General features: G+C 42.5%; 13 protein-coding genes. 1 reads left to right on the forward strand and 12 read right to left on the reverse strand.

Translation table 11 applies throughout. The features are described 5' to 3' along the window. Positions 1-121: 121 nt before the first annotated feature. The 3 genes from MKY17_RS18350 to mce form a co-directional block, all read right to left on the reverse strand. Positions 122-1,243 (reverse strand): tripeptidase T, encoded by a 1,122-nt coding sequence (locus MKY17_RS18350; protein WP_098369866.1) that lies wholly within the window; start codon positions 1,241-1,243, stop codon positions 122-124. A gap of 230 nt (positions 1,244-1,473) precedes the next feature. Further along, positions 1,474-3,024, reverse strand: coding sequence for a carboxyl transferase domain-containing protein (locus MKY17_RS18355; RefSeq protein WP_098369865.1), 1,551 nt, complete (start codon positions 3,022-3,024; stop codon positions 1,474-1,476). Further along, positions 3,021-3,446 carry a methylmalonyl-CoA epimerase gene (gene mce / locus MKY17_RS18360; protein ID WP_098369864.1) on the reverse strand — a complete coding sequence of 142 codons (426 nt, stop codon included), beginning with the start codon at positions 3,444-3,446 and terminating at the stop codon, positions 3,021-3,023. Before mce ends, MKY17_RS18355 begins: the two co-directional genes overlap by 4 nt. A gap of 167 nt (positions 3,447-3,613) precedes the next feature. Between mce and prli42 the strand changes: the two genes are divergently transcribed. Continuing rightward, positions 3,614-3,709 carry a stressosome-associated protein Prli42 gene (gene prli42, locus MKY17_RS18365; protein ID WP_155726463.1) on the forward strand — a complete coding sequence of 32 codons (96 nt, stop codon included), beginning with the start codon at positions 3,614-3,616 and terminating at the stop codon, positions 3,707-3,709. A 42-nt stretch (positions 3,710-3,751) separates the two neighbouring features. Here prli42 and MKY17_RS18370 read toward each other — a convergent pair whose 3' ends face one another. The 9 genes from MKY17_RS18370 to MKY17_RS18410 all read right to left on the reverse strand — a co-directional run bounded on the left by MKY17_RS18370 (position 3,752) and on the right by MKY17_RS18410 (position 13,975). Further along, on the reverse strand, positions 3,752-4,267 hold the full coding sequence (locus tag MKY17_RS18370) for a L,D-transpeptidase (protein WP_098369863.1): 516 nt from the start codon (positions 4,265-4,267) through the stop codon (positions 3,752-3,754). A gap of 31 nt (positions 4,268-4,298) precedes the next feature. After that, positions 4,299-5,288: an aromatic acid exporter family protein gene (locus MKY17_RS18375; protein ID WP_098369862.1), complete on the reverse strand. Its 990-nt coding sequence runs from the start codon at positions 5,286-5,288 to the stop codon at positions 4,299-4,301. A 191-nt stretch (positions 5,289-5,479) separates the two neighbouring features. Continuing rightward, positions 5,480-6,202, reverse strand: a complete 723-nt coding sequence (locus tag MKY17_RS18380) for an amino acid ABC transporter ATP-binding protein (RefSeq protein ID WP_098369861.1) — start codon at positions 6,200-6,202, stop codon at positions 5,480-5,482. Continuing rightward, entirely contained in the window at positions 6,195-6,854 is a 660-nt protein-coding gene (locus MKY17_RS18385) for an amino acid ABC transporter permease (RefSeq protein ID WP_063233181.1), read from the reverse strand. The genes MKY17_RS18380 and MKY17_RS18385 overlap by 8 nt, the downstream gene beginning before the upstream one ends. Before the next feature lie 130 nt (positions 6,855-6,984). Further along, positions 6,985-7,794, reverse strand: coding sequence for a transporter substrate-binding domain-containing protein (locus MKY17_RS18390; RefSeq protein ID WP_098369860.1), 810 nt, complete (start codon positions 7,792-7,794; stop codon positions 6,985-6,987). A gap of 309 nt (positions 7,795-8,103) precedes the next feature. Next, positions 8,104-8,541, reverse strand: coding sequence for a BrxA/BrxB family bacilliredoxin (locus MKY17_RS18395; protein ID WP_034308239.1), 438 nt, complete (start codon positions 8,539-8,541; stop codon positions 8,104-8,106). A gap of 202 nt (positions 8,542-8,743) precedes the next feature. Continuing rightward, entirely contained in the window at positions 8,744-9,871 is a 1,128-nt protein-coding gene (gene meaB / locus MKY17_RS18400) for a methylmalonyl Co-A mutase-associated GTPase MeaB (protein WP_098369859.1), read from the reverse strand. Continuing rightward, entirely contained in the window at positions 9,871-12,063 is a 2,193-nt protein-coding gene (scpA, locus tag MKY17_RS18405; protein ID WP_098369858.1) for a methylmalonyl-CoA mutase, read from the reverse strand. The genes meaB and scpA overlap by 1 nt, the downstream gene beginning before the upstream one ends. Position 12,064: 1 nt before the next feature. Then, the gene (locus tag MKY17_RS18410) at positions 12,065-13,975 is read right to left on the reverse strand and encodes a methylmalonyl-CoA mutase family protein (protein WP_098369857.1); all 1,911 of its coding nucleotides are present in this window, start codon (positions 13,973-13,975) and stop codon (positions 12,065-12,067) included. Positions 13,976-14,036 lie beyond the last annotated feature (61 nt).

The following is a 14,036-nucleotide window of genomic DNA, read 5'->3' on the forward strand; positions in this document are numbered from 1 at the left end:
TTCGATGGAAACATGAATTCAATCGGCAAGGCATTTTCATCGTCATTCTGCAAGAAATACGTCAGCCATTTTCGATATAATCAGGAAACTCCCCTCCATCTCCCTGTCATATTTCGGGTGATTATTCCCCTGATACTTCTTTGATGATAGTGACAACCATTTCAGCTAGCTTCGTTAATTCCTCAACTGGGATTCTTTCATTCGTAGTATGGATATCTTCATAGCCCACTGCGAGATTGACAGTAGGGATGCCAAAGCCAGCAATGACATTCGCATCGCTTCCTCCGCCGCTTTTAACCAGCTCGCAAGGACGGCCGATTTTCTTTGCTGCCTTTCTTGCGATTTCGACTACATGATCACCAGCACCATATTTAAAACCAGGATACATGACGTTAATTTCAACTTCAGCACGTCCGCCCATTTCAATGGCTGCAGTCTCGAATGCCTCTTTCATTTTCGCTACCTGTATTTCCATTTTTTCAGGAATCAAGGATCTTGCTTCTGCAAGGATTTCAACATGGTCACAAACAATATTGGTTTGCTGTCCCCCCTGGAAACGTCCGATATTAGCTGTCGTTTCCTCGTCGATTCTGCCTAATGGCATTCTAGAGATTGCTTTGGCAGCGATCGTAATGGCCGAAACGCCTTTCTCAGGAGCGACACCCGCGTGAGCAGTCTTCCCTAAAATGGTTGCAGATACTTTCGCCTGAGTAGGTGCAGCAACAACCACATTGCCCACTTTTCCATCACTATCAAGTGCAAAACCGAATTTAGCCGTTACAAGGGAGCGATCCAATGCCTTTGCCCCTACCAAGCCAGATTCTTCACCGACTGTAATGATGAATTCGATTGTACCATGTTCGATATTCTGTTCTTTCAACACTTTAAGCGTTTCTAACATGACCGCTAATCCAGCTTTGTCATCCGCACCTAAAATGGTCGTTCCGTCTGACACTATGTATCCATCTTTGATGGAAGGCTTGATTCCGTTCCCAGGTACAACCGTATCCATATGGGAGGTGAAATAAATGGTATCTACGCCTTCTTTATTTCCTTTTAAAGTACATATTAAATTCCCTGCACCATGACCGGTAACTGCTGTTGTATCATCTTCAAAAACCTCTACACCCAGTGCCCCCAATTTTTCTTTCAGCACTTTGGCGATGGCTGCTTCATTTTTCGTTTCGGAATCAATCTGCACCAACTCCATAAATTCATTAACTAAACGTTCTTCATTTATCATAAAATAAAACCTCCAAAAAAGTTTTCCTCTTTAATTATACTTCTAAAAGCGGCGCCCCGGCAAATAATGTGAAAAGGAAGACCCCAGAATGGCATGCTGGTCATTTCCCTGCCAATAGGTCGTTTTAAAAAGGTGAATGTTGACTTATAAATGGTTTCTTTAAAAATGATATCTTCCCCAGTATGGAAAAGAGCCCAAAACAGATAGTTTGGGCTCCTTGCAATGTTGGATCACAACGGGATATTTCCGTGTTTTTTCCATGGTCGGGTTTCTTTTTTGTTGCGCAGCATATCAAGTGATTGAATGATTTTAATCCTGGTTTCACGGGGATCAATAACATCATCCACCATTCCAAGACTTGCGGCAACATATGGATTGGCGAACTTCTCACGGTATTCTTCAATTTTAGCTGCACGTGTCGCTTCCGGATCTTGGCTATTTTGAATTTCACGGGCAAAAATGATATTTGCCGCTCCAGCAGACCCCATTACCGCGATTTCAGCATTCGGCCAAGCAAACGTAAGATCCGCACCGATGGATTTACTATTAAGAGCCACGTAAGCTCCTCCGTATGCTTTACGCAGAATGATCGTCAATTTTGGTACTGTTGCTTCCGAATAAGCATATAGCAGCTTTGCACCGTGGCGAATGATCCCGCCATGTTCTTGTTTAACGCCAGGGAAAAACCCTGAAACGTCTTCAAACGTAATTAGCGGAATGTTGAATGAGTCACAGAAACGAATAAAACGGGCAGCCTTATCTGATGAATCAATATCAAGTCCCCCAGCCAATACCTTTGGCTGGTTACATACAAGCCCCACTGATTTCCCTTTGATACGCGCCAAGCCGACCACTATGTTTTTCGCAAAACCCTCTTGAACTTCCATAAAGGAACCCTCATCGACAACTTGCTCCAATACTTTCCGAACATCATATGGACGGATCCCTTCATAAGGGACTACATCCGTTAAGTCCGGACGGTAGTCATCTTCATCGTCGGCTTCCAAAACAGGCGGCTTCTCTTCATTATTTTGTGGAAGATAACTCAGGAGACGTCTAACGTCTGCCAATACTTGCTCCTCAGATGCTCCCTTGAAATGGGCATTACCGCTTATGGTATTATGTACTGTCGCTCCACCCAATCCTTCAGATGAAATCTTTTCCCCTGTAACCGTTTCAATGACTTTAGGACCTGTTATGAACATTTGGCTCGTTTTTTCAACCATGAAGACAAAGTCGGTTATGGCCGGGGAATATACGGCTCCACCTGCACAAGGTCCCATAATAACCGAAATCTGCGGAATGACCCCTGAATAAATGGAATTCCGGTAAAAAATTTGGCCATATCCGTCAAGAGAAACCACGCCTTCTTGAATACGTGCGCCACCAGAATCGTTCAAACCTATGAAAGGGGCTCCATTTTCCGCTGCCAAATCCATAACATTAGCAATTTTCAGAGCATGCATTTCACCGAGTGCGCCGCCAAAAACAGTAAAATCCTGTGAAAACAGATAAATGTCACGGCCGTTGACCTTTCCGTAACCGGTGACAACCCCTTCTCCTGGCCCTTCTTCCTTTTCCATGCCAAAATTGGTATTACGGTGTTTGATAAAAGGATTAAGCTCTATGAAAGTACCCGGATCAACTAAAAGTTCAATTCTTTCCCTTGCAGTAAGTTTGCCCTTTTCATGCTGCTTATCGATTCTTTCTTCACCGCCGCCCATTTCCACTTTGCGGCGTCTGTCATATAGGTCATTGATCGTATCGTATATGTCTGTCATTTCTGCTCCTCCTTTGATAATGCTTGTTCACAAAGCTCATATAATACACCCGCGGTAGACTTGGGATGAACGAAAGCAACATCCGCATTGTGCGCTCCCTTTCTTGATGAATCATCAATCATGCGCAATCCAGATTCTTTGATTTCTTTTATTCTCTCTTCGATGTCATCGACGCCAAGTGCCACATGATGAATCCCTTCACCGCGTTTTTCGATGAATTTAGCGATTGGGCTTGCCGGTGACAACGCTTCCAACAATTCCAAACGGGTATTGCCTGCCAGGATGAAGGCCACTTTCACTCCTTGGCTCCCAACTGTCTCGATTCCTTCAAGTTTCAATTTCAACGTTTCCGTGTAAAGTGGCAAGGCTTCCTCCAGTGACTTGACGGCAATACCTATATGGTCGATATTTTTAATCATCATAAAAACCCCCATGCTATGTATTATTGGATGACTCCATTAAAATACTACTAATCTTGCATTAAAGCCTTTTAAGATTCGGAATAATATGAACATTATACTTTTACTTGTTTCTACTAAATGTTCAAGTTAAAATAAAATCAATTAAACTGTTTTAAGGGAGAGAGCATATGGGAAACAAGAAAATTAGAAAAATCGTCGTGTATTTAATGCTTATCTCAATGTTATTAACGAGCTTATTATCAGGTATCGCATTTCTTTTGTAATAGAACCGTAGTAATTGGGAGGGGAGCAAAGCTTCCCTCTCTTTATTTTATCGCTCCATTTTTCTTTGCCAACGTTTTGAAATCCTCGTTCGATATGGTGATTAACACTTTAGTGCCGATGGGGACTTTTTCGTACAAACGCTCTACATCGGATTTAAGCATCCGTACACAGCCATTTGAAATGTATTTACCAATTGATGATGGCTGATTCGTACCATGAATGCCGTAAATCCTCCCATCGGTATTTCGGGCATCGAATCCAATCCACCGCGACCCCAGAGGGTTCCTGGGATCGCCGCCAGGAATATTTTTTTTCCGGTAATATGGATTGACTGCTTTTACTTTGACCGTGAAAATCCCTTCGGGTGTAAGTTCCTGACTCTTTCCCGTACCGACCGGCAGAATCTCCTTGACCTCATTATCATCAATAAACGCCAATTTATTGTTAGCTTTATTGATGATGATAAACGGATCGCCAGGCATAACCGATTGAGGTTGGGCTTGTACCTGCAACGGCCACAAAGGTAGCATAAGCAACAAAGAAAGGATCCATTTCATTTGTATCAATTCCTTCACTTTTTTGCTTAGTTTAAGCCAAGTGCCTCTTTTTCATTCGGTTGCTGTTCAGCTTGGGTAGTCCCTTGAAGGAATGCTTCAACAATAAATAACGCTCCATTTCCTTCATGAGCTGCAGTAATGCGGCCCTGGATTCGAACTCTTCCCGTGTCTGCGGCAGTGCCATTCCCCTAAAATGAATCTCCATTTCTTCATGTTTCTTCAGATAAAGGATGGCCGTATTTTGTGGGTGGACGTTTTCTGCTAAATCTTCTATAAAATCAGCCACTATCCCGCTTTGCTTGACGACCAGTGGAATATTCGTGACCAGGGGCAGAATTCGTTCAATTATTTCAAATTGCTTTTCACGCATTTTGAAATAATGGTAATACAGGTCTTCTTCCCTTAAAAAATGATTTTCCACGTCCCTGAAGGCAAGGCTTTTGGCTTGATTAAGAAGATTGGCTGTTTCAGTGATTTCCTTACCATCCCATGTGTGATCATTATCCCTTAAATAGCGGACAATTCCCATCAAGATCGCACTAAAGTTCGTTTCGATGCTTTCCTGGTAGGCCAGCAGTTTGTCATCGACACTGGGCATGTACAGATTCATGACAAGCGCCACTCCAACTCCAACTGCGATTAATATCGTTTCATTGATCAGCAGGGATAAAGTGATGTCACCCGCCCCGTATAGGTGCATGATGATGACGCTGCTCGTCACAATCCCCTCATTAATCTTCAAGGCAACAGTCGTTGGAATGAAAATCAAGAGGATCAAACCTATTATCAGCGGATGGAATGCGATGAAATGAAAAAATAGGGATGCATAGGCCATTGCGATCAAACAAGCTAAAAACCGGTGCCAGGAGGCATACACCGACTTCTTTTTTGTAACTTGAATGCATAAGATCGCAATTATTCCCGCAGCAGAGAAATATTCGAGATTAAGCATTTGTGCAATAATAATTGCCAGGGTAGCCCCCAAAGCAGTTTTAATCGTCCTGTATCCGATTTTAAACATTGTTATGTATCACCTGGCTCTTTCTCTATCTATTATAATACTATCAGGAAATCAGATATTTTCACAGTCCTTTGCGAGTTAAATTTCCAATTTTTCTAAATACATTCACGCAAAAATACATTATAGGAAAAAAATAAAAAAGGTAACCTAAACGTTACCTTTTTTCACAATTATATACTATTTTCTTTAGCTTATAAAACTTTTTCCAAGAAGTCTTTTGCACGCTGGCTTTTCGGATTGGAAAAGAATTCTTCCGGAGCACTTTCCTCAACGAGCAGACCCCCGTCCAGGAATAGTACACGATCGGCCACTTCTCTGGCAAATCCCATTTCATGCGTTACGATCAGCATGGTCATCCCCGTATGTGCCAGTGACTTCATAACCTCGAGCACTTCTTTTACCATCTCGGGATCAAGCGCTGAAGTCGGCTCATCGAAAAGGATTACTTCCGGGTTCATTGCCAATGCCCGTGCAATCGCGACCCTTTGTTTTTGCCCGCCTGACAGACGATTCGGATAAGTCGCTTCTTTATCGGACAAACCGACTTTATTCAAGAGCTCACGAGCTTGTTTTACAGCCTCGGCCTTTGATAGTTTTTTCACCTTCATAGGTGCATATGTCAGATTCTCCAGTACGGTTTTATGCGGAAATAAATGAAAATGCTGAAATACCATTCCGACATTTTCACGCACTTTCATGATATTGGTCTTTTTTTCAGTGATGATTTGATCTTTAAACCTGATTTGACCATCAGTTGGAATTTCAAGCATATTGATGCAGCGTAAGAAAGTTGATTTTCCCGAACCGGAAGGACCGATGATCGCTAACACTTCACCCTGCCCTATCTCGGTGCTGATTCCTTTTAATACTTCGAGCTTACCATAATTTTTTTTGAGTCCATCAATTTTAATCACTGCGTCTCATTCTCCTTTCAATCACTTTGCCTAAGATGGTGAGAACCATGACCATCACATAATAAATGAGGCCGGCAAATAATATCGGCTCGAAGAATTTATATGTCTCACCGCCGACAATATAAGCACGGCGCATGATATCCCCTAATCCAATAATTGTGACAACGGCTGATTCCTTCGTTAAGGAAATCAATTCGTTAACAAGGGACGGCAGGATATTCTTGATGGCCTGCGGAAGGATAATATTAAGCATCATCCCTGAATAGGGAACCCCAAGTGCAAGCGAAGCCTCTCGTTGGCCTTTATCGACAGCTAAAATGCCTCCCCTGATAATTTCAGAGATGTATGCCGCTGAATTTAGCCCGAATGCTAAAAATGCTGCTTGGAACGCTTCGATTTGAATCCCTAATATTTGTGGTGAACCAAAATAAATCAGCATTAATTGCAACACCAAAGGTGTACCGCGAAAAATGGATGTATAAAAGTCAGCAATCCAATTTAAGGGCTTGATTCTGCTGATTTTAAGTATAGATAATAATATTCCCAAAACAAATCCGATTACTGCCGCTACCGCTACAACCTTTAATGTAGTCGGTATCCCCTCCAGGATATATGGAAGGGAAGGTATAATCCTTTCAAATTCCAGATTCACTCCATTCATCCTCTCTTATGAAGGCCTTTATCTTAGGTCCTTCCTCCTGCTTCATTTTAATAACAATAAAGCGCGGAAAAACGTTCAGAAGGCATACTAATCTCTTCTGAACGCTTTTCATCTCTCTGTATTATTCAGTTTCACTGCCACCGAACCATTTTAATATTAATTTTTCCATTTCACCATTTTCCATCATTTTTTTCAACTCGGCATTGAATTCTTCAGTTAACTTGCTTCCTTTTTGGAAAGCGATTGCCGAACCGGCATCTTGTTCACCAGATGCAATCAAATGGCCCACCAATTCTTTATTATCTTTCAAGTAGCCTTTTGCCACAGTATCTTCCATGATCACGGCATCAAAACGTCCTGTTGACATTTCTTGAACAACCTCAGGAATACGATTCCGTTTTTCAACCTTCATCCCGATATCTTGGGATTTATTCAAGTCATTTGCCAATGTCTCCTGAATGGATGCAAGCTGTACGCCTACGGTTTTCCCTTTTAAATCTTCAACAGTTTTGATTTTACTGTCCTTTGTCGTGATGATCATGTTTTTAGCTGTATAGTAAATATCACTGAAATCGACTGATTGCTCACGTTTTTCTGTTGGAGTCATTCCAGAGATAACGAAATCGACCGATTTATTTTCCAGAGCAGGCACAAGACTATTAAAGTCAATGTCCTTCACTTTAACTTCATAACCTAATTTTTTTCCGATTGCTTTAGCGATATCGATGTCAAATCCTTTGATTTCATCACTTTTAGATGTTTCAACATATTCAAATGGCGGATAATCCGCAGATGTTCCCATTACCAGGACCTTTTTGTCTTCTGTACCAGCTGTGTCCTTATCTTCTTTCCCGGATGTTCCGCATGCTGCTAAAATACCTACTAATAAAACAGAAGTAAGCAACAATGCTAACTGCTTTTTCAACTTCATTATTATTCCTCCAAAATGATATTTTCAATTCTCTTGTTATTGAATTTGGTTTAGTTAAAATTTGAATAACTAATATTCATACACTAATGTGTATTTTAACACACTCTTATAATTATTCAATAACGTAAATAATAGATTTATTTTTCAGAATATTGCTATAATTTCATTTCTAAGTTCCGCGCTTTGAGCTCCAAAGGGAATATATCGGCATCCTTATCTATCTTCTTTCCTAAATGCCCCTGACTTATGCAAAATCATGAATAAAAAAAACCGCCGAAAGGGCGGTTTTTTTCAGCTATGGCTATGGCCTTACACTTCTTCGCAATATTGATCGAAGTAGTCTTGTAATTTTTCTACTACAGACATCGGGTGGTGCCCTTCAATTTCATGACGCTCTATCATGGTGATGATTTTTCCATCCTTCAGCAATGCAAATGATGGGGATGACGGCGGATACCCTTCGAAATAATCACGGGCTTTCTCCGTCGCCTCTTTATCTTGCCCAGCAAAAACGGTTACAAGCTGATCTGGACGTTTATCATTATGGATTGCATGAGCAGCTGCAGGTCTAGCAATTCCCCCAGCGCAGCCACAAACGGAGTTTACCATAACAAGTGTCGTTCCTTTTTGTGCAAATACTTCCTCTACTTCCTCGGGAGTAGTCAGTTCTGTATATCCAGCAGTCTTTATCTCATCGCGAGCCTGTTTGACTACGTCGTTCATTAAAAAATTAAAATCCATATTCATGGCATTTGCTCCTTCCAAGTTTTCTCTTCAATCCTATCATAACAATTGCCACTTCGTGATTCAATAAATTTACCTGTTAAACCGCATAAACCGTTCCGAACATCTTTAAATAGAAGCGAGAATCATGTGTGAAACCAACAGGACTTACAAAAGGATGGGGCATGCTAGGAGACATTCCACGCTGCCCCATCCTATTTCTTTTTTAATTTGATTTAAATGTTTCTGTAAAAGATTCAAAGGCCTGCTTAACAGCAGCAGTGACCGTTTTATTCCCTGACATCACTTGATTCTCGAGTATAGGGAGAAGACCTTTGACGGTTTCATTTTTATAAAACATCGTTTTAAGCTGGTGATCAATCAATGAATAAAGCCATTCCTTAGATTGCATTCTTCTCCGTTCTTGAAAAACACCCGATTCCTTGGTCATGTCGGAAAATTCATTCAATACATCCCAAAGCTCAGGAATTCCTTTACCGGTTATGGCGGAACAAGCATATGCCTTCCCTGCCCATCCCTTTGTTGCTGGCTGAAGGAAGTGCAAGATTCTGCTATATTCGGACTTCGTCCTAATCGCCAGCGGAATGTTCTCTCCGTCGGCTTTATTGACCACAATTCCGTCCACAAGTTCCAGAATCCCTTTTTTCATCCCTTGTAATTCATCTCCGGCACCTGTTAGGACAAGGAGCATGAAGAAGTCGACCATACTTCGAACTATGGCTTCACTCTGACCGACACCGACAGTTTCTATCAGTATCACATCAAATCCTGCCGCTTCACAAAGCAACATCGTTTCCCTCGTTTTGCGGTGAACTCCGCCTAGAGTTCCTTCGGATGGTGAGGGTCTTATGAAGGCATGGGGGTTTCTTGCCAATTCCTCCATCCTTGTCTTATCACCTAGTATACTTCCGCCATTGATTGAAGAGCTTGGATCGACGGCTAGAACGGCAACCTTATGGCCCCTGTCACATAAGTAGGTTCCGAACGTCTCGATAAAGGTACTTTTTCCGGCACCGGGCACTCCGGAAATCCCGATGCGAATCGAGCTCCCTGTATGAGGTAGGATGGCCTGCAATAATTCCTGTGCATGATCTAAGTGGTGGGATGCATTGCTTTCAACCAATGTAATCCCTTTAGCTAGCTTGGCCCTGTCCCCTTTTATGATTCCCTCTTTAAGTTCATGGACCGGTATGTTTACATTATGTTTTTTGACGAATTTGCTTTTTGAAGGTTTGTTTTGGCTGGATGCTAATTCCACACCTGGCTTTAATGAAGAAGCAAAACCTTCCTGATTGTTAAGATCGACCCATTCCGGCTTCTTGTCTTCACTCATTATTGGGCCACTTCCTCATATCCGAGGCGATTGTATATTTCCTGAAGCACTTTCTTCGCTGCCTGTGGAATGACCGTACCAGGTCCAAAAATGGCTGTAGCCCCATTTTCCATTAGGTAATCATAATCCTGTGCAGGGATGACGCCGCCTACGATCACTATAATGTCCTCACGGCCCAAGTTCTTCAGTTCCGTCATAAGCTGCGGCAACAAAGTTTTATGGCCGGCAGCAAGGGAACTCATTCCGACAACATGCACATCATTTTCCACGGCTTGGATGGCAGTTTCTTTCGGTGTTTGGAATAATGGACCGATATCGACATCATAGCCTAAATCCGCAAACCCCGTTCCTACTACTTTAGCTCCACGATCATGACCGTCCTGACCCATTTTAGCCATTAACAAACGCGGTCTTCTTCCTTCATTTTCAAGGAACTCTTCCGTCATGCGGACGACTTCCTCAATTTCCGCTTCTTTTGAGTATGCCGAGCTATATACGCCGCTGATAGAACGGATCGTTGCTTTGTGACGTCCAGCCACCTCTTCGATCGCATCGGAGATTTCACCTAATGAAGCCCGTACTCTTGCAGCTTGCACAGCCAGTTCAAGAAGGTTACCTTCGCCAGTTCTGGCAGACATGGATAGCGCTTGAAGAGCTTCATCCACCTTTGCCTGATCACGTTTCGCTTTTAATTCGCTTAAACGCTTAAGCTGACTTTCGCGAACTACTGTATTATCAATCTCCAGTATTTCAATAGGATCTTCTTTTTTCAAACGATACTTATTGACGCCTACGATCGTTTCATCTTGAGAATCGATTTTAGCCTGACGCTTTGCAGCGGCTTCCTCGATCCTCATTTTTGGAAGTCCAGTTTCAATTGCCTTCGCCATTCCTCCCAGACCTTCGATTTCTTCTATGTGAGCCCAAGCCCGTTCGATTAATTCATTAGTAAGCGATTCTACATAGTATGAACCCGCCCATGGATCGATTACTTTTGTGATCCCGGTTTCCTCCTGCAGATATAGCTGTGTGTTACGTGCAATGCGTGCCGAGAAATCAGTTGGCAGGGCAATGGCCTCATCCAATGCGTTCGTATGCAGGGACTGTGTATGCCCAAGTGCAGCCGCATGCGCTTCAATAAGGGTCCTTGCGACATTGTTAAACGGATCCTGCTCGGAGAGGCTCCAGCCGGAGGTTTGGGAATGAGTCCTCAATGCCATCGCTTTATTATTTTTCGGTTCGAATTGTTTCATCAGTTTTGACCAAATGAAACGAGCCGCCCTCATTTTCGCCACTTCCATGAAATAGTTCATTCCTACAGCCCAGAAAAATGACAGGCGTGGTGCAAATTTATCGATATCAATACCTGCTTTCATTCCGGTACGTGCATACTCAAGCCCATCCGCCAACGTATAGGCAAGTTCGATATCAGCCGGCGCCCCCGCTTCTTGCAGATGATAACCGGAAATGGAAATGGAATTGAACTTGGGCATATATTTGGATGTATACTCAAATATATCAGCTATGATTTTCATGGACATTTCAGGTGGGTAGATATACGTATTCCGAACCATGTATTCCTTTAAGATGTCATTTTGAATCGTGCCTGAAAGCTTATCCTGTGTTACGCCTTGTTCTTCAGCTGTCACGATATAAAATGCAAGGATGGGTAATACAGCACCGTTCATCGTCATTGACACGGACATCTGATCAAGCGGAATGCCGTCGAACAGGATTTTCATGTCAAGAATGGAATCAATGGCAACTCCCGCCTTCCCCACATCACCGACAACGCGCGGATGATCGGAGTCATAACCGCGGTGTGTCGCTAAATCAAAAGCAACTGAGAGCCCTTTTTGCCCCATCGCCAGATTACGCCTGTAAAACGCATTGGATTCCTCGGCAGTCGAAAAACCTGCATACTGACGTACCGTCCAAGGACGATTGACATACATCGAAGGATACGGCCCTCTTGTAAAAGGAGCGATGCCTGGCACACTTTCCATATGCTCCAAATCGCGATTATCTTCCTCAACATAAAGCGGTTTGATTTTTATTTGTTCATTTGTTTCAAACAGAAGATCCTCAATGTTTTTCCCAACTGCTTTTTCGGCTTCCTTTTTCCATGCTTCCACTGTACCTTTAATCTCAGACTTAGCAGGATTTATAGCAGAAAAATTCGGTTTTTTCATTTCAGTTCACCCCTAGCTTCTGCAATAATTCCGATAAAATGGCTATTGCATTCGTTTTAACATGGATAAAATCTTTGACTCCGGCTTCACTTAGTGTAATCTCCAATTCTTCTTGTTGCTTACCGGCACTATAAATAGTGATTTCAGGGAATTGCTTTTTAATTTCTTTAATGGTTAATGGCGCTAATTCCGAGTAGTCCGCATCACTGCCGCAAACACAATAGATAGGGAGCTTGGTCGCAGCTACATAATCGACTGCTTCCTCAACGGTTTGACACCCCTTACTGCCGATTGTTTCAATACCACCTGCTGCAGCAAGACTTTTTACGAAATCTGCACGAGGTTTATAGGATTTGAGATTTTTCAAATTAATCAAACCAATAGTTGGAGCCGTTCCACATAATTCTTTATACTTTTCACTGCGTAGCCTTATCTGTTCGAACTGAATGGATACCCGATCCAAGTCAAGCGGGGTAATGCCAACCGGCTTCTCCACTTTCATATATGACACATGGATATTCCGTGTCGGGGTTTTAATCTTATCAGCGGGATTCGGATAGACATTGGTTCCGATGATGCTTTCTTTTCTGAAGGCCGCATTTTGGACTTTGCCTTGGTAAACTTCAGCTATTTCTTTCTGAAGCGTGCCTTGTTTAATTAGCTCAAGAATCCCTCCAACTGCATCGATTTCAAGGAATTTCGCCCAAACCTTTTCAGCCAATTCATCCGTTAATTGCTCAACATACCATGAACCGCCAGCAGGATCGGCCACTGTTGTGATATTTGTTTCTTCTTTTAAAATCAAGTGAGTGTTACGGGCAATTCTTTCTGAAAAATCATCGGTTTCACCAGTTGCGTGTGTGAATGGATGAATTTGAAGATATTGAATGCCTCCAATAGCTGCAGCGAAAGCTTGATTTGTGGTTCTAAGAATATTGACATGCTGATCATAAAGCGTTTCTGTCAACTCGGAAGTAACGGCATGTATCGCCATTTTAAAATGGTCCGATGCAGTATCGAAAGCTTCTGCAAGTCCTGCCCAAAGCCTTCTGGCAGCCCGCAGTTTAGCGATGGACATGAAGTAATTTGAATCCAAAGCAAAAGAGAATACTATTTTTTCGGAAACCGAAGCAATAGAAAGCCCTTGTTTTTGACCTTCCAATAGATATTGGACAGCAGCCGATAATCCGTAAGCTATTTCTTGTACGGCATTAGCTCCTCCATTATGGTAGACTGCCGTATTAATCAAAACTGTTTTTAAATCCCTGCCTACATTCTGATAGTCTTGGATCGTCTTCAGCCAGTCTGCAAAATAGTTATCCGTATCTTCTGGCAGCTGACCGCAAATGAGCCATTCTGCAATGGGATCTTCAGCAATAACGCCTGTCAATTGGGTATTTTGTGCTTCGGCAACAGCTTTGAATTGAGGGAATAATCCTTTTTGTTTCCCCTTAAGGTCAATGAAAACCGGGATTTCTTTTAATGGGATATCCTTAAACAATTTTTCTGCCCTTGCGCCCTCGGCAAGCAATCGTGCAGGGTATGCCACGACATTTTGACCGCGCTTGAATGAAGCCTTCATCTTTTCATTTGCTTCTTCAGCCGTGATACCGCTTACAGGTTGAACGACAAGCCAAGGTTTTTCGTGATATCCCGTTGGGGACGTTCCTCGGGTGAAAGGGAAAAATCCTGGTAATTCAGCTACTTTTTCCGTTGAATCCGCCTTTTCTGTATAGAGCGGATATAAAGTGATGCCCTCATATGTATTCGTTTTTAATTTTTCTACACTTTTCCCTTTTAAACTTGCTTCCGCAGCTTCTTTCCACTCTTCAAAAGAAGGCTTTGGAAAGGTTATGTTTTTTACATCTTTCAGTTCCATCTGTAATCGCTTTCTTATCTTCTGCCGCCTCATACGCCCTGTCCTTTCTTTGGGAGAACGAACGCTCAGTCAGTTTTGGATAAGAAAACCACCC

Origin of the sequence: Peribacillus sp. FSL P2-0133 (genome assembly GCF_037975445.1) — a bacterium.
GTDB lineage: Bacteria > Bacillota > Bacilli > Bacillales > DSM-1321 > Peribacillus > Peribacillus simplex_E.